The 19,186-nt window shown below is 66.2% G+C and carries 13 protein-coding genes and 1 riboswitch; of the genes, 11 read left to right on the forward strand and 2 right to left on the reverse strand.

Features of this window, described 5'->3' with window-relative positions:
* Positions 1–444 precede the first annotated feature (444 nt).
* Genes OXR60_RS03710 through OXR60_RS03720 form a run of 3 tightly spaced genes read left to right on the forward strand, consistent with a single transcriptional unit; the run spans position 445 to position 4,377 of the window.
* Positions 445–2,958: a TonB-dependent receptor gene (locus OXR60_RS03710; RefSeq protein ID WP_267394184.1), complete on the forward strand. Its 2,514-nt coding sequence runs from the start codon at positions 445–447 to the stop codon at positions 2,956–2,958.
* A complete protein-coding gene (locus tag OXR60_RS03715) occupies positions 2,958–3,689 on the forward strand; it encodes a tetratricopeptide repeat protein (protein WP_267394187.1) in 732 nt (243 codons plus the stop codon). The genes OXR60_RS03710 and OXR60_RS03715 overlap by 1 nt, the downstream gene beginning before the upstream one ends.
* 4 nt (positions 3,690–3,693) lie before the next feature.
* A complete protein-coding gene (locus OXR60_RS03720) occupies positions 3,694–4,377 on the forward strand; it encodes a Fe2+-dependent dioxygenase (protein WP_267394189.1) in 684 nt (227 codons plus the stop codon).
* Positions 4,378–4,698: 321 nt separating this feature from the next.
* On the opposite strand, the gene OXR60_RS03725 is transcribed toward OXR60_RS03720, so the two are convergent.
* Positions 4,699–5,160, reverse strand: a complete 462-nt coding sequence (locus OXR60_RS03725) for a hypothetical protein (RefSeq protein WP_267394191.1) — start codon at positions 5,158–5,160, stop codon at positions 4,699–4,701.
* A gap of 377 nt (positions 5,161–5,537) precedes the next feature.
* Positions 5,538–5,614: riboswitch (Fluoride riboswitch) on the forward strand.
* A gap of 23 nt (positions 5,615–5,637) precedes the next feature.
* Between OXR60_RS03725 and OXR60_RS03730 the strand changes: the two genes are divergently transcribed.
* From OXR60_RS03730 to OXR60_RS03765, 8 genes are all read left to right on the forward strand, one after another.
* Positions 5,638–6,996, forward strand: a complete 1,359-nt coding sequence (locus tag OXR60_RS03730) for a voltage-gated chloride channel family protein (RefSeq protein WP_346732023.1) — start codon at positions 5,638–5,640, stop codon at positions 6,994–6,996.
* Between the two features lie 27 nt (positions 6,997–7,023).
* Positions 7,024–7,401, forward strand: a complete 378-nt coding sequence (locus tag OXR60_RS03735; protein ID WP_267394194.1) for a DUF190 domain-containing protein — start codon at positions 7,024–7,026, stop codon at positions 7,399–7,401.
* Positions 7,398–7,604, forward strand: coding sequence for a hypothetical protein (locus OXR60_RS03740; RefSeq protein ID WP_267394195.1), 207 nt, complete (start codon positions 7,398–7,400; stop codon positions 7,602–7,604). The genes OXR60_RS03735 and OXR60_RS03740 overlap by 4 nt, the downstream gene beginning before the upstream one ends.
* A 517-nt stretch (positions 7,605–8,121) precedes the next feature.
* Positions 8,122–10,287 (forward strand): UvrD-helicase domain-containing protein, encoded by a 2,166-nt coding sequence (locus OXR60_RS03745; protein WP_267394197.1) that lies wholly within the window; start codon positions 8,122–8,124, stop codon positions 10,285–10,287.
* Positions 10,284–13,442, forward strand: coding sequence for a helicase-related protein (locus OXR60_RS19950; RefSeq protein WP_267394199.1), 3,159 nt, complete (start codon positions 10,284–10,286; stop codon positions 13,440–13,442). Before OXR60_RS03745 ends, OXR60_RS19950 begins: the two co-directional genes overlap by 4 nt.
* Positions 13,439–15,283, forward strand: a complete 1,845-nt coding sequence (locus OXR60_RS03755; protein ID WP_267394201.1) for a DUF1998 domain-containing protein — start codon at positions 13,439–13,441, stop codon at positions 15,281–15,283. The genes OXR60_RS19950 and OXR60_RS03755 overlap by 4 nt, the downstream gene beginning before the upstream one ends.
* 17 nt (positions 15,284–15,300) lie before the next feature.
* On the forward strand, positions 15,301–16,977 hold the full coding sequence (locus OXR60_RS03760; protein ID WP_267394203.1) for an AAA family ATPase: 1,677 nt from the start codon (positions 15,301–15,303) through the stop codon (positions 16,975–16,977).
* 1 nt (position 16,978) lies between these two features.
* The gene (locus OXR60_RS03765; protein ID WP_267394205.1) at positions 16,979–17,410 is read left to right on the forward strand and encodes a very short patch repair endonuclease; all 432 of its coding nucleotides are present in this window, start codon (positions 16,979–16,981) and stop codon (positions 17,408–17,410) included.
* On the opposite strand, the gene OXR60_RS03770 is transcribed toward OXR60_RS03765, so the two are convergent.
* Positions 17,383–18,681 (reverse strand): DNA cytosine methyltransferase, encoded by a 1,299-nt coding sequence (locus OXR60_RS03770; protein ID WP_267394207.1) that lies wholly within the window; start codon positions 18,679–18,681, stop codon positions 17,383–17,385. The two genes, OXR60_RS03765 and OXR60_RS03770, sit on opposite strands and share 28 nt — an antisense overlap.
* Positions 18,682–19,186: the final 505 nt, after the last annotated feature.

The raw sequence follows: 19,186 nt of genomic DNA on the forward strand, positions 1-19,186 counted from the left end.
GCGTCTCATGGCAGAGGTCGATCCGCGCTCGAACAGCTGGTCCTCCACGTTCCGCAAGGAAAGCGGGAAGCGAACATACATCAGTACCACAAGCCGAATCACCTCAGGCGACGAGTTGAAGTAGCGGAACGGACTGGCTGGCTTGCGGGAGCGAGGCATGTGCACGCCCTACCCTGCCCTCGTTGCCAGCCGGTGCACTTGCTTTAACGGTGCCAACTCCAACGATAGCGGGCCCTGCCTTAGCTACGCGGCGATGTTCCGCACCTGTAGCGGCGCCCTTCTGGCCATTTGCGAACGGGTGGGCGCTGTCCCGTGAGCCATGTCGCCATGGGTAAACGGCTCACCACCACGGGAATGACATAGCTTGTCGAGCCAGCGAAACTAGATTGGCATTGACTCTGCGAACGCGTCGCAATAGCGGCAGCCCCATAAGGGGGGACCATCATGGCCAACAACACCGTTTCATTCCTCGCGCTGTCGTGCGTCGGCGCCTTTGGCGCATCGCCGGTCTACGCGGCGGAGCCGACCACGCCTGCTGCGCCAGCCGCGCCAGCCGCTGCCGACGACCAGCGCACGCATCGTGATGACGACATCCTCGTGTCGACCGATCGCCTGCGCCAGCAAGAGGATCCCAAGGCGGTCGCGCCGCTGATCGATACGCCGCGGTCGATCGTGCTGCTGTCGAGCGAAGTGATCGAGCAGACCGGCTCGACCAGCCTGCAGGACGCTTTGCGCACCGTTCCCGGCATCACCTTCGGCGCAGCCGAAGGCGGCAATCCGATCGGCGATCGCCCGTTCATCCGCGGCTTCGACAGCCAGGGCAGCATCTATGTCGATGGCGTCCGCGATCTCGCCTCGCAGAGCCGCGAAGTGTTCGCCACCGACACCATCCAGATCGTCCGCGGCTCGGACTCGACGCTAGGCGGACGCGGGTCTGCGGGCGGCACGATCAACATCATCTCGAAGCTGCCCAAGCTCGACGATTTCGGCTCGGTCAGCGGCAGCTACGGCAACGCCGATTTCAAGCGCATTACCGGCGACCTCAATCTCAAGCTGTCCGACACGGCGGCATTTCGCGTCCAGGGCCTGTGGCACGACCAAGACGTGGCCGGGCGCGATGCGATCTGGTCCAAGCGCTGGGGCTTCGCACCGTCGGTGACGATCGGGCTCGGCACGCCGACCCGCCTGACGGCAAGCTATTACTATCTTGAAAGCCACGAGCTTCCCGACAGCGGCCTGCCGTATCTCTACACGCTCGCCAACGCCCCCGGCACCGGCAAGATCATCAGCCGACCGGTGCTCGGTGACGTTACTCTAGCCAACGGGCAGACCCGCACCGTCGACCGGTCGACCTTCTACGGCCTGGCCGACCGCGACTTCCGCGATGCCACTACCAACCAGGCGATGATCCGCGCCGAACATGACTTTGGTGGCGTGACGCTGCGCAACACGGCGCGCTACAACCACACCGATCAATCATACATCTACACCCAGCCCGACGACAGCCAGGGGAACGTCTATGGCACCACCGCGGCCAATCCGACGACGGGCGCCGGCGCTACGCGTGGCGATCAGACCTCGGGCGGCTATGTCTGGCGGCGCGGCAACACCCGCTATGGCTATACCGAAAGCATCATCGATCAGACCGATCTCTACGGCAAGTTCAACACCGGCAGCATCGAACACAGCTTCTCGATCGGCAGCGAGTTCGCCTGGGAGAAGACGCGTCGCGGCACCTATCTGCTGGCGACCGGGTCGACGGTGACGCCGCGATGCAACGCCTCGACCATCGCGCGCTATTATTGCACCAGCCTGTTCAACCCCAATCCGAACGATCCGTGGGTGAACTACACGTCGGACACCTCGACGGTGCAGGCGCCGATCGTCAAAGGCGCGCCGTCCACCGAAACGCAGAACGACGGCACTACCCAGGCCGTCTATGGCTTCGACTCGATCACGCTGCTGCCGCAGCTGATCCTCAACGTCGGCGCCCGCTTTGATCGCTTCAAGTCGACGACGATTCTGCCGGGGGCGACCCAGTTTCGGATCTCGCGCACCGACGAGCTGTTCAACTGGCAGGCGGGCCTGGTCGCCAAGCCGACGCCGGATACCAGCATCTACGCCAGTTATGCGACCTCTGCGACGCCGCCCAACAGCCTGCTCGGCGAAGGCCGCGAAGACAATGCGCTGCCGACCACCGCAGCCACCGCGTCGGTCACCGATCTGCTCAAGCCGCAGAAGACCCGCTCCTACGAGGTCGGCGCCAAGGCCGCGCTGTTCGCGCAGCGCCTGCAGCTCAGCGCCGCGGCGTTCCAGACCGAGATCAAGAACGCCCGCGTGCTCGACGACAACAACACCGCCTCGTTCATCGGCGAATCTCGGATCCGCGGCATCGAGCTGAGCGCGAGTGGCACCATCCTGCCCGGCTGGACATTGTTCGGCGGCTATACATATCTTGATCCCAAAATCATTGATGGCGGTTCGACCATCCTCACCGCCGCGGCAGTGACCCGGACGGTCGGCGGTGTTACCACCGTGCTGCAGCCGGCGCGGACGGTCGCGGTTGATTCGATCAACAACGGCAAGCAGATGCCGCAGACCGCCAAGAACAGCTTCACCGCGACCACCAACGTGACCTTGTTCAAGCGCCTCCAGATCGGCGGCAGCGCGATCTACATGGACAAGCAATATGGCGGCTATCAGGATAATCGCAGCGCCACCCAGGATGCCGCCGGCGTGGTGACGCTCAACGCCGCTACCAAGACCATCTACCGCGAGATCCCGAGCTATTGGCGCTTCGATGCCCGGGCAAGCTACGACCTCACCCATAATGTGGTGCTCAGCGTCAACGCGCAGAACCTCGCCGACAAGGCCTACTTCAACCAGGCCTTCGCTACCCATTATGCCTCGATCGCGGCCGGGCGCACGGTGTTCGGCACGGTCGGCGTCCGCTTCTGATGGACGCAGCGGCGCTCAACACGCTCAGCCGCGACGACATCGCCGCGCGCCTCGCCGGGTCACCGGCGGAGCGCGCGGCGTTCGTGCGCCAGGCGGCCGAGAGTGGCGTGGCGGAGGCGCAGGCGGTCTATGGGCAGATGTTGCTCGATGGCCATGGCGTCGAAGCCGATCAGGCAGCGGCGCTCGGCTGGTTCAGCAAGGCGGCGGCGCAGCACCATCTGATGGCGCTCAACATGGTCGGCCGCTGCTACGATCTCGGCTGGGGCACCCGCATAGACAAATCTCGCGCTGCGCAATGCTATCGGATCGCGGCCGAGCGTGGGCTCGATTGGGCGATGTACAATCATGCGACGCTGCTCGCGCTCGGTGAAGGCGTCGACGAAGACAAAGCGGCGGCGCTGGCGTGGCTCGAGAAGGCTGCGGCGCTTGGCAACGCCAAGGCGATCAATTTTGTCGGCAGCTTCGCCGAGGATGGTTGGGTCCGCCCCCGCGACATGAGCAGGGCCGCCGATTGCTATGCCCGCGCCGCGGCAGGCGGCGACTTTCGCGGCTGCTTCAACCATGCACGCATGCTGGGTGCGGCTGGGCGGGCCGACGAGGCGCTGCACTGGCTGCGCCGTGCGCGCGAGCTTGGTCATGCCCGCTTCGTTGGCCAGATGCGGCTGTGGCTGGCGACCTGCGACATCCCGGCATTACGGAGCCGCGGGCCGGCGGTGCTGGACGGAGAATGATGACATGCTGATAGCGGTTCCCGATGTGCTCGATGCTGCCGGCGTCAAGCAGCTGCGCGCCATCATCGACGCCGCCGAATGGGTCGACGGCAACGTTACCTCGGGCCACCAATCAGCGCTCGCCAAGCGCAACGAGCAACTGCCCGAAGACAGCGTCGCGGCGCGTGACGGCGGCGCGATGGTGCTCGATGCGCTCAGTGGTTCGGCGCTGTTCATCGCCGCGGCGCTGCCGCTCAAGGTCTTCCCGCCCCTGTTCAACCGTTATGGCATCGGCGAAACCTTCGGCACCCATGTCGACAATGCGATCCGCATCCGCCGCGGCAGCGATTTCCGAATTCGGAGCGATTTGTCGGCGACACTCTTCCTTGAAGACCCTGCTTCGTATGACGGCGGCGAGTTGATCATCGAAGGCCAATTCGGCGAGCAGGCGATCAAGCTGCCCGCCGGCCATCTGGTTCTTTACCCCTCGTCGAGCCTCCACCGCGTCGCACCGGTAACCCGCGGCAGGCGGGTGGCCTCGTTCATGTGGATGCAGTCGATGGTCCGTGACGAGGGCGAGCGGCGGACGCTGTTCGAGCTCGACCAGTCGGTGCAGAATGTCGCGGCAGAGCGCGGCCAGGGCGATCCCACCGTGATCCAACTGACCGGCGTCTACCACAATTTGCTGCGCCGCTGGGCCGACGCCTGAACGTCGCAGAGCATGCACCAGCCGTATACGGCAGATGTCTCCTTACTGGACTTAGTCGACATCGCCTGCGCGCTCATCGCGCTATTGTCCGCGCCGGCACTGCTCCTGATCCTGCTGGTGCGGCATCACCGCCTAGTGTGCTTCGCACGCATTGAAGTCAACAGTCGGCCTGCTTTCGAAGAGCCGAACGTGGAGTTCGCCCCGCAACAAGGATCATGGTTGATGATAAACCCGGTGGCAGTAGGCGCGTGGCCGCCGCCCGAAGGCTGCAACGAAGGCCGGCGTACACGGCGATGCTTCAGGCTCATGCAAACTATATTGCTAGTTGAGCATCAGCAGGAGCGGCAGCACTGTTCCCGCGAAAAGCGCCAGTAAAGACGCGTGCCGCGTCGTCCTGTTGTTCAGCGCAATCGCGACACCGAGCGATGAGGAGATAATCAGCCCGATCGACAGCAAGACTACAAATGCTCGCATCGGCAACCTGGAAGGGCCTTTATGTGTGGGTGGCGGATTGGAGCTGGCATCAGCCGTCTTGACCACGCTCGTAGCCGGGCGCCTATCCTTGTGCTCCGTTCCTCGATCCCTTGGCATCGACGAGTCCTTGTGCACGCTCGCCATCCACACGATCCACGCCGGAAGGGTGCCCCCGTAACCCTTCTCTTCCTGCAACCGGAACGTCTGCAACGCTCCACTAAGCGCGAATAAAAGGGTCGCGGGGGTGAAGAAGACGCCGATGTAGAGGTGAATGCGACGCATCTGTTTCATCGTCTGCGCTTTGATCATGAATATGCCATTCTGCTGGTGATTTGGAAAACACCAAGCCGATCGTATATCCTGCAAATGCGAATGGAAGGCCGCGGCTGTAGCACGGATGTCGAGCCCCTGCGGCCAGCAGGCTCGTCGTCACCTGCAAATCACCGCCGCAGTCACCTTTCACGGCAGGAACGCCAAGTGTCGCTCCGTCCAGCAGATCGCGCCCTACGCTGCTCGCTTTGACCCAGCCACGGTGACCGGCGGCGGCGGGGAAAAGCGCGGCCAAGACCCTCCCCAACGATGAGCACGCCATGTTCATTGCCGGCAGCTCACGGCACGGCATTACCGAACACGGCGGTGTTGAGGCATCCTCGCCTGTTGACCAAATTGCGGTTGGTCAGCATATGCGCGGCCACGGCGATGGATTTCCGCCGGGCCAACTGGCCGAACCGCCCTCGCAAGGGCCGATGATTCCTACCAGGCGCCGCAAGGCAGCAAGGAGGAATTGTGCGCGCGACATTTTGCAATCTCTACGACCAATTCAACGTGGCGGCTTTCGTTCTTGATCGTCACGGCCACGCCGTCTCTGTGCTGCGTTGGGGGCTGATCCTGGTCCCGATGGCCGCAGCCGTGGGAACGCTTTGCGCAGCCTTCCTATGGAGCCTTGATGCGGTGACGCGGCTTCGCTTCGCCTTTCCATGGCTGTTGTACCTGCTGCCGATCGGCGGGTTCGTCGTCGGGCTGCTGTACCATTTGACCGGACGCTCGGTTGAGGGCGGCAACAACCTCATCGTCGAGCAAATTCACGAACCTGGGGGCGGCGTGCCGCTACGCATGGCACCGCTCATATTCTTCGGCACGGTCGCGACGCATTTGTTCGGCGGATCCGCCGGGCGCGAAGGCACCGCCGTCCAGTTGGGCGGCAGCCTCGCCAGCGGGTTCGGGCGGATACTGAAGCTCGACGCTGAGGCGACACGAACCCTGCTGATGACCGGCATCGCGGCGGGATTCGGCGCGGTGTTCGGCACGCCGATTGCGGGGGCGGTCTTTGCGCTGGAGGTGCTGGCGATCGGCCGCGTCGAGTATCGCGCACTGGTGCCGTGTCTCGTCGCCGCGCTGGTGGGCGACTGGACCTGCCTTGCCTGGGGCGTTCATCACGGCGTCAATCATGTCGGTGCGCTGGTGCCGGTCGATGCGCTGCTCGTCGCCAAGGCTGCCGCTGCCGGTGTCGCATTCGGACTTGTCGGGCTGGCCTTTGCGGAGGCCAATCATGCGCTGGGCGGATGGCTGAAGCGCATGGTGCCCTATGGGCCGCTGCGCCCCGTCATCGGCGGCCTAGCCGTGATCGCCCTGGTCTGGCTGTTCGGCACGCGCGACTATCTCGGGCTCGGGACGGTAGCGGCGACACCGGACGGCTTGACCATCGCCAGCTTTTTCGATCCCGACACGCATCCGTGGAGCTGGGCACTGAAGCTGCTCTTCACCGTCGTTACTTTAAGCGCCGGCTTCAAGGGCGGCGAGGTGACGCCGCTGTTCTTTATTGGCGCTGCGCTCGGCAACGCGCTCGCGCCAATGTTCGGGGTCCCGACAGGTATGTTCGCCGCGATCGGTTTTGTCGCACTGTTCGCGGGCGCGGCCAATACGCCGCTCGCCTGCACCTTCATGGGGATCGAACTGTTCGGCGCGGCCTATGCGGTACCAATCGCGGTCGCTTGCTTCGTTGCCTACCTCTGTTCGGGACACAACGGCATCTACCTGTCGCAGCGCGTCGCCGTACCCAAGGTGCCTGCCGCGCACCTCTCACCCGATGCGACCCTGCGCGACGCCGGCACCCACCGTGCTTCCCGCCGACGCACACGCGTCTGATTACCGTCTCCTGTCGAAAGCTCTACCATGCCTGATCGTTTCACCGTCCAGCACCGCGAAGTCGGGATGCTGCGCATCTACCTAAAGCCCTCCGACAAGATCGGGTCGCGTCGCTTCTGGGGTGCCAAGCCGCTCTATCGCGAGCTGATCCGCACCGCGAAGGGGGACGGCATCATCAACGCCGTCGCGCAGCATACCCATTGTGGCTTCAGCAACCACGGCCCGATCCGCGAGAACGGTTCGGAAATTGCCGATTCGCAACTGACGATGTGCGTCGAGCTGGTTGGCGAGCGTGGCCAGCTCGACCTCTTTTGCCGCCAGCGTGGCGCTCTGCTTGGCAACAAAGTGATCGTCTACAAGCAACTGGAACACTGGTCCATCATGCCGCGAAAGGCCAACACATGATCGAATTTGCGGCGCTGCTCGCCGGGGCGTTTGCAGCGGCCGCGATCTCGGGCTCGGCCGGCTTCGGCGGTGCGCTCCTCCTGCCGCCGCGTCTGCCGTTTGGCCAACTCCGATCTCATCGCTGTCTCCCGGAACGACCTGAAGAGACGGAGAAGCGAGTCCCGCGCTTTCTCACCTACGTGCTTTTGGAAAACGCCTTTTGACCCAGAACTCGCCATTAAGAGTGGCCTTATCGCTCCCCGAAACCTGCCGGTCGTTAAGCTCGATTTATGCTTAATCGGAGCGGCAAGAGGGGAACGTCACTCAATCGTAACTGTGAGCCAGACGGTGCGGAAACCGCAGCTCGGGCCCTCCGCGATGCGGTCACAATCATCCCCCTGATTTTGGGGATGACGATGCGGTTCACGGAAATCGCAAGAGAGCAGTGGCGCGCAGGCACTGAAAGCGGGCGATCTCGCTACGCACCCCGCCTTTCCGCTGTAATGAAAACCGGCTGTATCGCCTCGTGGACGAGAATCATCGCTGGTCGGCCGGAACTCGGCACGGATTTGGTCCGATCGCGCGCAAACGTCTGGATTTTGCGAGCATTCTGTCGCTAGTCTACGCGAAACGAAAAGGCGACCGGGGGACGATCGTGGGAAATTGCGAAATAAGCGGCGCTGGCCGTGCCCGCGGGGGCGCCACAAAGCTCCTCATGTCCGCGTCGACGGTCCCCGCCGCATGAGCGCCAGCGCGACCGGGGCGCCGCCGATCGCCAGGCTGGTCGCGCACATGATCGCGGTCGACGGCCTCGTCGACGACGCCGAGCTCGCGGTGGCGCATCAGGCGCTCGCCCGCTTCGAGATAGCACCCGAGCAGCTTAGGTCCGCGTTAAACCTTACGGCGAGCGCAACGCGGAGCGAATTCGTGTCGACGCTTGACGAGGTGCCCGGGGAGCATCGCGAGGCGGTCGCCTCGCTCATTTTTGAAATCGCGTCGGCCGACGAGCGGTTGGACCGGCGGGAGGCGGAACTGCTGGACGCCATGCGCGAGGCATGGGGCGTCTCGGTCGCCTTCCTCAACAAGCCGATCGAGTGGGACGAGGAGCAGCAGCTCGTCATCGAGGCAGACCCCTCCGACAAGCTGCTTGTCTCGGCAGGCCCTGGGATGGGCAAGACCTCGGTCGCTTGCTCGCGCGTCGCGCATCTCGTGGACCGGGAGAACGTCACCGATTCGAACATCTGGCTGGTGAGCTTCACGCGCGCCGCAATCACCGAGGTAAAGGCTCGCATCTCAGACTTTGCCGAGAATCCGGACAACGTCTTCGCCGTTAAGATCTCCACGATCGACTCGCAGGCGTGGAAGATCAGATACGGCTTCTCGCCGGAGCAGGTTAGCGACCTGTTCGGCGGATTCGAGACCGGCATTTCCCGCGCGATCGAGGTGATGCAGGAGCGCGCCGAGGACTTCCGCGACTCTTTCTACGACATCGAGCACGTCATTGTCGACGAGGCGCAGGACGTCACTGGCGAACGCGCGCGCTTCCTGCTCGCGTTCATCGCCCTATTGCAGCCGTCCTGCGGGCTCACCGTGTTTCACGACCCCGCTCAAGCGATCTACGATTATGCTGAGGACGAAGAGACGCCGCTGCGCTTTACTGACGGGCTGAAAGAGATGCTCGGGGACCGCCTCCAAGAGCATTTCCTCAAGCGCATCTACCGGACCGAAGAGCCGGCGCTGCTCCGGCTCTACGAGGATCTCAGGCTCGACATTCTAGGCAACGCGGACACCACCCCCGACGACTTTAAAGCCCGCGCGGACCTGGTGCGCCAAGCGGCCGTCTCCATCGGGGGCAAGCAGTTCGACCAGGCTGAATTGGCCGGTTATGACGACGCGCTCGTGCTGTTCCGACGCAAGATCGAAGTCGCACAAGCATCGGCGTTCATGGCACGCGACGGCCTGCCGCATCGCCTCCGGATGTCCGGTCTGCCGAGACACCTCCAGCCTTGGCTCGCCCTCACCCTCTCCGGCACCAACGGGCGGAGCGTTTCCCGCGAGCAGTTCGCCGAAAGCCACGCCCGCGCGGCGGCGGCGCACACCGACCTCGTCGGCGGAGACGAGCAGGCCGAGCAGCGGTGGGACCAGATGATCCGTCACGCGCGGGGCCCACGCGGCGAGGTTGATTTGCTCAAGCTGCGGTCCCGGCTCGCGTCGAGCCCCCCGGACGAGTTCGTCTTGCCCGAGTTCGGCCACAAAGGCCCGATCTTGGGTACGATCCACGCCTCGAAGGGACGAGAGGCCGACCACGTTTTCTTGCAAATAAACGAGGGCTGGGGTGCCGGCGGGCGGACCGACCTCAACCTCGTCGAGGAATCGCGCGTGCTGTTCGTAGGGGCCACGAGGGCCAGACGCAGCCTCGCAGTGCAGGGCGGCTACGCGCTGCCGTTCGCCACGTCTACCAACAGCGGACGCTGCTACCGGTCGATAAAGAAGTATCGGACGGGGTTCCAGGTGCAGGTGGGGATCACCGGCGACGTGGACCCGTTCTCGGTCGCCCGCCTCGTCCTCCCCGTCGAGGAGCTGATCGACACCCCGACCCCTTTTCCCTGCATCGCAACGCTCGAGAAGGGCGTTTGGGTCTACCGTTTTACCACCGTGAAGGGTCGCTCGCTCGGCAGCACTACCACCGGACTCGGCGGCGACATGCTAGAGATCGGGCGCGAGAACCCGGGACGCGGGCGCAAGTCGCCTGACCGGATCGAGAACATCAGCGTGCTGGGCTTCGGCAGCGCAGTGGCGGCGCCTGGCGACGACCGCCTAGCGACCGCCAAGGGCACCGCCGCCTCGTCCGGGTTCTGGATCGTGCCGCAGGTCTGCGGCCTCCCTATGGCGTTCCTCCAGTGGTGAGCGCCCCGCCGCAAAGCGTTCGCACGCTGCTGCTGCTGCGGCTTAAGGCCGATCTTGTCGGCCCGAAGGACGGCCCCGAGGAGACGATCGACGAGCGTCCGTCGGCCCGATACCTAACAGGCATCCTCTATCCGCAGCAGAGCGAGTTCTCCGAGGAGGAGGACGACAGCCTCGACGCCGAGAACGGCGGCGGCTCAACCGGGGACGAGGACGAGCAGCGCGAGGCGACCTCGCTGTTCCGGTCATTCAAGCCCGCCACCTGCGGCTTCTCGTTCTCGGTTGAGACCGAGGAGGAAGCCGACCTCAGGCTCACCGTTCGGTTCGGCCGCTACGCCGCAGCCGAGATCCAGATCGAGGGCGGCGGCAGGCCGCACCTGACCTGGACGCGGACGCCGCACGAGCACGCCGACCTCGCCGTCCCGCTCGAGGCGGGCGTCGAGGAGACGCGGCTTGAGCAGGGGCTGACGCTGCACCGCCGCGTCCGCCGAGAGGGCGCGCGCGCCACCGTCACGCTCCAATTCATCAACGAATACCGGGAGGCGAAGACCGGCCGCGCGGGAGATCCGCTCGTCGTAACCGACATGATGGGACGGGAGGCCGCCGGGCTCCACCAGTTCGAGGCCAGCGTCGAGTGCCGGTCCGGATGCACGTTCGTGCCGCGCCGCCGGTCGTTCCGCGGGAACGACGAGGACGAGCGCATCGCCGACCTCATATACCGGGAGGCCGCGGAATACGCCGTCGGGCACACCGCGTCGGCGCAATGGGAGCCGGTCGACCACCCCACCGTCGTAAGGCTCGGCTGGTTCCCGACGGCGATGGTCAAGCGCATGGACGCCGACGGCGATCCGCTGCTGTCCTCCGCCATCGCGGCGTCTCCACTCGGCAGGCTTCACGGCCTCACGCTGTACGCCGCCGACAAGCCCAACCTGGTCGCGACTCTGGCGTCGGTAGCCGACGGATACGCCGCCTGGATCGCCGCCGAGCGCGACCGCAGCGCCGATCTGCCCGACTCGCTCGCCCTGCAAGCACGGCGCAACCTGGATCGGTGCGAGCGCGCTCTGGCGCGGATGCACGAAGGCATCGGGCTGATCGACGCCGACCCGCAGGTAGAGACTGCGTTCAGGCTCGCCAATCGCGCGATGTATCTGCAGGCGGCGTGGGCGGGCGAACGGCGGGCCGCGGCCGATGACGTCGACGGCTCGGACGCCTTCGACTTCCAGTGGCGCCCCTTTCAGATCGCCTTCGCGCTGCTGTGCCTGCCGTCGTCCGCAGACCGCGGCCATCCCGATCGCGAGATCTTCGACCTCATTTGGTTCCCGACGGGCGGCGGAAAGACCGAGGCCTACCTGCTGCTGACCGCCTTCGTGCTGTTCCACCGCCGAATGCTCCACGGCGACGAGGGCGCGGGCGTCGGGGTCCTGATGCGCTACACCCTGCGGACGCTTACCGTGCAGCAATTCCAGCGTGCCGCGGCGCTTATCACAGCCTGCGAGCAGCTGCGCCTCGACGGCGATCGTCCCCTCGGATCGACGCCGTTCTCGATCGGCCTCTGGGTCGGCTCGGACAGCACACCGAACAGCTACGACGCGGCGGTTGAGGCGCTCGCCGACCTCGACCCGAAATCAACCCCCAAACAGCTAACGCGTTGTCCCGTTTGCCGGGGCGAGGTGCATTGGCGCGCGGACGCGAAGACGCGCACGATAACGTGCGAGTGCCCCGACCCGCGCTGCAACGAGGAGCGGCCGCTTGGTCGACTAACTGTGCTGACCGTCGACGAGGATCTCTACGCCGCCCCGCCGTCGCTGCTCATCGGCACCGTCGACAAGTTCGCGCAGATCGTGCGCAAGCAGGAGTCCGGCGCGCTGTTCGGCCTCCGCCGCAGGCTGCGGCCGCCCGACCTGATCATCCAGGACGAGCTGCATCTGATCGGCGGGCCGCTCGGGTCGTTGACCGGCCTCTACGAGACGGCGATCGACGAGCTCTGCCGCAGCGAGGGTGGCCGTGCGAAGGTTGTCGGATCGACTGCGACGATCCGCCGCGCTGACGAGCAGATCAGGCATGTCTTCAATCGCTCGGTGTTCCAGTTCCCGCCGCCCGCGATCGACTGGTCGAACTCTTGCTTCGCGCGTGTCGACGAGGCCGACGAGGGCCGACTTTACGTGGGCGTCACCACGGCTGGCCGGTCTGAAAAGTTCGCGCTGCAGGCGGCCTCCGCGTCGCTGCTCCAGGCTGGCGCAGACCCGGCGATCCACGCGGCGGGCGACATCGATCCTTACTGGACCCTCGTCGCCTACTTCAACTCGCTCAAGGTCCTCGGCGGCGCCCTCGTGCTGATGGAAGACGACGTTCGCATCACGGTTGCCGCCCTCGCGCAGCAGCACGGCGAATTCGCGCGCCGCCTCGGGACGCCTGAGGAGCTGACCAGCCGCAAAGCGTCGTCGGAGATACCGATGATTCTCGACGCGCTGTCGCGGCGGCGGGGCGACGCGGAGTGCATCGATGTCCTGCTCGCCAGCAACATGCTCAGCGTCGGAGTCGACATCCCCCGGCTCGGGCTGATGCTGGTCAACGGGCAGCCGAAGTTCATGGCTGAGTACATCCAGGCGACGAGCCGCGTAGGCCGCCGGTCGCCGGGCCTCGTCGTGACGCTCTATAACAACAACAAGATCCGAGACCGCGCGCACTACGAGACGTTCGCGTCGTGGCACGGCGCGCTATACCGGTCGGTCGAGCCGTCGAGCGTCACGCCATTTGCGCCGCGGGCCCGCGACAAGGCTATCCACGCGCCGCTGGTGGCTCTGGTCAGGCACCTGATCAGCCCAGGAACGCCGAACCTGCGCCGCACCGACCGCGCGGCCGTACTCGACATGGTTGACCGGATCGTCGAGCGGGTCCGGACGATCGATCCCGGCGAGGCAGTTCAGTGCCGCGCTGAGCTGGGCGAGTTCGTCGAGGCGTGGCTCGACGGCGTCGAGGGCGGGCGGATTAAGGCCTATTGGAACGACAGGCGGTTCAACTCCAGCCTCCTCATGTCGGCGGAGGCGGCGGCGGCGCGCCGCGCCGTCGGCGCGGGACAGGCCGAGGCGCGGCCGACCCCGAACAGCGTCCGAAACGTCGAGCCGAGCGTTGACTTCGTGCTCAAGGAGCGCCCGTGAGCCGTAACAATCACCTCGGCAAGGTCCGCCGCGCCCAGGTCCTGGGCTACGGACCGGGCGCCATCATCGACTTCCGGGCCGGTGCCGAAGGCGGCGGGCCCGTGTCCGTCATCGCGTCGTCGCTCGAGAGCTGGGAGCAGACGGCGCGTACGTTCGGCATGAACGACCCCCACGTCGTGCGGGAGGTCCGGCTCGAGAAGGTCCTGGGCAAGACCCACTTTCGGCTTCCGCCGGTCGACGATTCCGACGGCGACGGCGCGTTCCCCGACCGATTCCTGCGCGGCTACCGCTTCCCGACCTGGCTGCAGTGCCCGTCCTGCAAGGAGCTGAAGTATGCCGGGCGCTGGCAGAGCGCGCAGGGAGATCCGTCCCGGTGGTGCGCCCCTTGCTCGCGCGAGCGGCGTACGTTCGTCGTCCCGTCGCGCTTCGTCACCGCCTGCGAGAATGGGCACATCGACGAGTTCCCTTGGACCTGGTGGCTGGCGACGCGCAGCGGTACGGAACTCGCCTGCGGCGGCGAGGGAGAGCGCCGCTGCCGGCTGCGTCTCGAGAGCTCAGGCGGCAGCGGCATCGAGGGGCTTCGCGTCTCGTGTCGCGCGGACGACTGCAACGCGTCTGCGAGCATGGCCGGCGCGTTCTCGGAGGGCGGCCTCGATGGCCTGCGCTGCTCGGGCCGCCGCCCGTGGTTGGACGGCGAGCGCGTCGCCTGCGACGCCCGGCCGCGGACGCTGCAGCGCGGTGCCTCAAACCTCTACTTTCCCGTCACCTACTCGACGTTGAGCATCCCGCCGTGGACCGACCGCGTCCAAGACGACCTCAGGGCGATCTGGCAGATGCTGCAGGCTGCGCAGGAGCCCATTTTGACGCAGCTGATCGACAGCGCGGCGGCGACGAACGCGTCCCTTCACGCGATGAGCGAGGCCGAATACGCCCGTGTCGTCCGCGAACGCGTGATGCTCGCGCGCGACGTGACCGCTGAGAACCTGCGCTTTGAAGAATACGTTCGGCTCGAGGGCGAGGACGCAACGCCCGACTTCCAGGTCGCGCAGGAGACGGTTTCCCCCGCGCTCTCTGGTCTAGTCGCGCGGATCGGCCGGGTTGAGCGGCTCCGCGAAGTGCGGGCGCTCACGGCGTTCAAGCGGATCTACCAGCCCGCCGGGCAGGACGATCCCGGGCGCGGCGAGTTCGGCGATCTCAGCATCGGAACGGTGCCGTGGCTGCCCGCCGTGGAGGTCCGCGGCGAGGGCATTTTTGTCGCGCTCGACATTGACGCGGTGGACGCTTGGCTCGCAGACGACGGCGTCGCGGCACGCGCGGTGCGCGTGGACGCTGCCCACGCCGCCGAGTTCGAGCAGCGACACGATGGCGAAGGGGTGCGCGAGCCGGTGCTGCCGGAGTTCCTGCTCATCCACTCGCTCGCACACGCGGTAATCAAGCGCCTCTCGTTTGAGTGCGGATACGACGTCGCATCGCTCCGCGAGCGCATCTACGTCTCGCGGCAGCCGCGGATGGCGGGATTCCTGATCTACACGTCGACGAGCGACGCCGACGGAACGCTCGGCGGGCTCGAGCGCCAAGGGCGAGGTGAGCGGTTCGAGGCCACGGTGCGCGCGGCGATCTCCGACGCGGTGTGGTGCTCGTCGGATCCGCTTTGCCGCTCCGGCGTGACCAGCCTCAGCGAGAGCCTCAACCTCGCCGCCTGCCACAGCTGCCTGCTGCTGCCCGAGACCTGCTGCGAACACGGCAACCGGTTCCTCGACCGCGCCGCCCTTATCGGCGACGGGATCGAGGATGAGGCGCCCGGCTTCTTCGACGGCTTGGAGGGGGTCACTCGCGGGTGAGCGCGCGCGGCCCGCGAATGGTGCCCGCCGCGCTGCCGGCAGCGACGCGGGCGGACCCCAGGCGAAGCGCGGAGGTCCAGGTCTACGACGCGATCGCGGGCGACCCGCTGCTCGACGGCTTCCTGGTTCTCTATTCCTGCGAGTGGGTGGACCACTTCGACGGTCTGCTGCGCGACGGCGAGGCCGACTTCGTGCTCGCCCATCCCCACGTCGGCTACCTCGTCGTCGAGGTGAAGGGCGGCAGGGTCGGGCGCCGGGTGGCGGACGGCAAGTGGACGACCAAGGACCGCCACGGCGACGTTCACGTCATCTCCAACCCGATCGCGCAGGCTCTCAAGTCAAAGAAAGTGATTCTTGAGGCCCTGCGGCGGCGCTGGCCAAAGTCGGGCGCCGCCCCGTTCATCTGGGCCCGGCACGGCGTCGTGATGCCCCACAGCGCGCGCCCCCCCTCGCCGACAGCGATGGGCGCCTCCGCGCCGCCGGAGTTGCTGGCGTTCAGAGAGGACATGCCAAAGCTCGGGGCGCACCTGTTCCGCATGCTCGCCTGGTCGCGAGAAGGCGCCACCGAGCGGCCTGGCGGGCTGGGCACGACCGGCATCGGGCTGCTCGAGGATTTCTACGGCCGCGACGTCGACCTCTCGCCGCGGCTGAAGACACTTGTCGACGACAGCGAGGCAGAGATCCTCGAACTCACCGCAACCCAATGCCGCTACCTCGACTTCCTTGCCACGACCCGGCACGCGCTGATCGAGGGCGGCGCCGGCACCGGCAAGACCACGCTGGCGGTCGAGTGGGCTCGCCGCGCGGCCGAGGCGGGCCGCAGCGTGCTGCTACTGTGCTTTAATCGGCCGCTCGCCCGGCATATCGCGCGCGAGCTCAGCGCCTCGCCCGCGTCGGTCGCGACGTTCCACGAGTTCTGCGGCCGGATGTGTGCCAGCGTCGGCATGGACGTCGACGCCGCGCGGGCCGGGTGCGACGAGCGGACGTTCTGGCAAAGGCGCATGCCCGAGATGCTCGCCGACGTCGGTCTCGAGCAACCGCCCGAGACATACGACGACCTCATCATCGACGAGGGCCAGGATTTCCGCGGCGAGTGGATCGAGGCACTACGCCTCTTCCTGCGGCCCGACGCCTCGATCTTCGTGTTCCGCGACGATTTTCAGAACATCTACGGCGGCGTCGACGTTGCGGAGGCGCTTGGCGCGACCCCTATGCCGCTGAACGAGAACGTCCGGAACACGCAGGAGATCTTCGCCGCCGGCTGTCGCTTCCGGCGGGGCAGCGAGCAACGCTGCCTAGGCCCGCGCGGCGAAGACGTTCGCTGGATGGAGTGCACCCCGGACCGCGCGCCGCGTTCGGTCGAGCGAGAGCTGAATCGGCTCGTCACGTACGAGGGTTTCGCGCCCGAGGACATCGCCGTGCTAACGGGCGGTGCGGTCGAGGCGAGCGCGCTGGCGACCGAGACGCTCGGTCAGCACCGATTTGCCGGTGCCGACGCCCCGGAAGCGGGGATGGTGGTCCGCGATAGCGTCCGCCGCTTCAAGGGGCTTGATCGCCCGGTCGTGGTCCTGTGTGAGATGGACCGCGAACGCGAGGCAGACCTTGCGTACGTGGCCCTCACGCGCGCCAAGAGTCTGCTCGTCGTGATCGGCGACGGAGCGACGCTCGACCGGCTCGGACGCCCGGTCGCCTAAGATGGACCGGCTGACCCCGCAGGAACGGTCGCGCAACATGTCGCGCGTCCGCTCCCGCGACACGTCGCCCGAGCTATTTGTGCGCCGGGCGCTTCATGCTGCAGGCCTCAGGTTTCGGCTGCACCGGCGCGAGCTGCCGGGCACGCCCGACATCGTACTGCCTGCGCTGCGGGCCGTGGTGCAGGTGCACGGATGCTTTTGGCACGGCCACGACTGCCGTCGCGGGCGCGCTCCGTCCGCCAACGCCGCGTTCTGGTCCGAGAAGCTGCGGCGTAACGTCGACCGCGACGGCCGCGCGACCGCCGCGCTCGAGGCCGCCGGCTGGAGCGTCCGGACGGTGTGGCAGTGCGAGCTGAAGGACGCCACTGAACGGCTGGTGCAAGATCTCGCTGAGCGGCGTGCCGCTCAGCGCGCGAGCGACCCGACCAAATAGTCGGCGAAGAACCGCGCTAACCGGGGCGGCACGGCGTTGCCGATCATCCGCGCGACCGGCTCAATCATGTTCGTAGGGTGAAATACGTAGTCGTCGCCGAACGACTGAAGGGCCGCAGCTTCACGTAGTGAGATGCCACGCAGCTGCTTGACGTCGTAGTGCCCAAAGCGGCCGTTCGAAATGCTGTGGCAGCGCGTCGTGATTGTTGGTGAAGGGCTGTCCGGCCGCATTCGCCCGTAAACGTCGTTAAATCCGCCGCCTTTGGCGCGGATGCGCTGGTGGCACGCCAGGCTCAGGTCGCCGTGCACGGTATCGACCATGTAGCGATTCGTCTCGCCTGGTTTGGCGACGCCGATGCGCTTGAGGTTCAGTTCGCTGAGCGAACGGGTGCGGTGGTTTGGGATCGTGGCGTGCGTCTCGCCAGCGCCAAGCGGCGGCAAGTGGCCGATGGCCGATTGGACATCAACAGCTGGCGCGTCGGGATCGCCTTCCGGCACGAGAAGTTCGCCGCGCAGCAGGTCGGCGAGGTGCGACGCGGCCGTTAGGTCGCGCTTGGAGGCGAGCAGGATCGAGCGCTTGCGGAACTGCGGCACACCGAAGCGCGACACACAGACCGTCCGAGAACCGGTCACGAAGCCAAGCTTGCCCAGGTCGCGCCTGAACTCGGCCCAAATGCCGCCGAAGCGAGGATCGCTGATGCCGGCGACGTTTTCCGAAAGCACGAACTCGGGATCGTGCTCGGCCACGAACGCGAGCGCCGCGCACAGCAGATTGCTGTCGCGGTCGCGCTTCTCGAGCCGGCGGTCGCTCATCGCGTTTCGGGAGAGTGTGGTGAATGGTTGGCAAGGCGCGCAAATTGCGAAGAGCAGGGGCACGCCAGGGAACCGCCGCCGCGCCGCCTCGATGCCCTGAGCTAGCTCGGCAGCCAGCTCGGTCTGCTCGCCCGCTGGATAAGCGTCCGTGCGTGGGAAAACGTCGCGCGCCAGGAACAGCGGCGGCTCGCGGTCCCCGTACTCGTTGCTGTTGTTCTCGACGTAGGTGCGCTTGCACCGAAGCTCTTTGTCGATGCCCGCGACAACGTAGCCGCCCGCGTCGATCAGGCCTCGGGTCGTCCCGCCAGCGCCGCAGAAGAAATCGACCGCAATAAACTTCGGCATCGCTTCGACCTTGGCAGGCTCGGATTGCGCCGCCTTGGCGCGGCGGACACGGGTGGTCGGTCGTCGCCTCACAAACTCGCGCCGAGCGCGCGACCTGTTCAAAACCAATCTCATCGCGCGCAGTTTGCCTCCGGCATAATTACACCATGCGCGGGACGCGCCGTCAACGCGGCCCGTTCGGAAATAGCTGCGTGGTCCCTTGCCGCATCGCGATTCTGGGGTCGGAACAGCTGTCGCTGACGGTGGCTAGGATAGTGACCAGCGGTAGACACCGGGGCGACTACGTTCCGCCCAGCACTCCCAGACCTTCCGTTGGTGACGTTTGCAAGGAATTCGCCACCTTGCCGCGGGGCGACCTTTATTGTTCCAAACCGACCGATGACTTACGACCGTACGAGTGCCACCAACGACCACTCAGCGGGCGATCAGCGGCCCGCCCCGACTATCTGAACGAAAGGCCGCTTCCAATAATCGACGCTCGAAAGCGGCCAGGCTGTAATCCACCATTTTCGCCCAAGAATGCCTTCGAATCGCCTGGTTTGAACCCGCCGTTTCCGTCGTCGCATTCGACGACGGGTCTATCCTAGACGCCAATGCGATAGCCACGCATCCGCGGACG

The sequence above is a fragment of the Sphingomonas sp. GC_Shp_5 genome (assembly GCF_026540855.1).
Taxonomy (GTDB): Bacteria; Pseudomonadota; Alphaproteobacteria; order Sphingomonadales; family Sphingomonadaceae; genus Sphingomonas.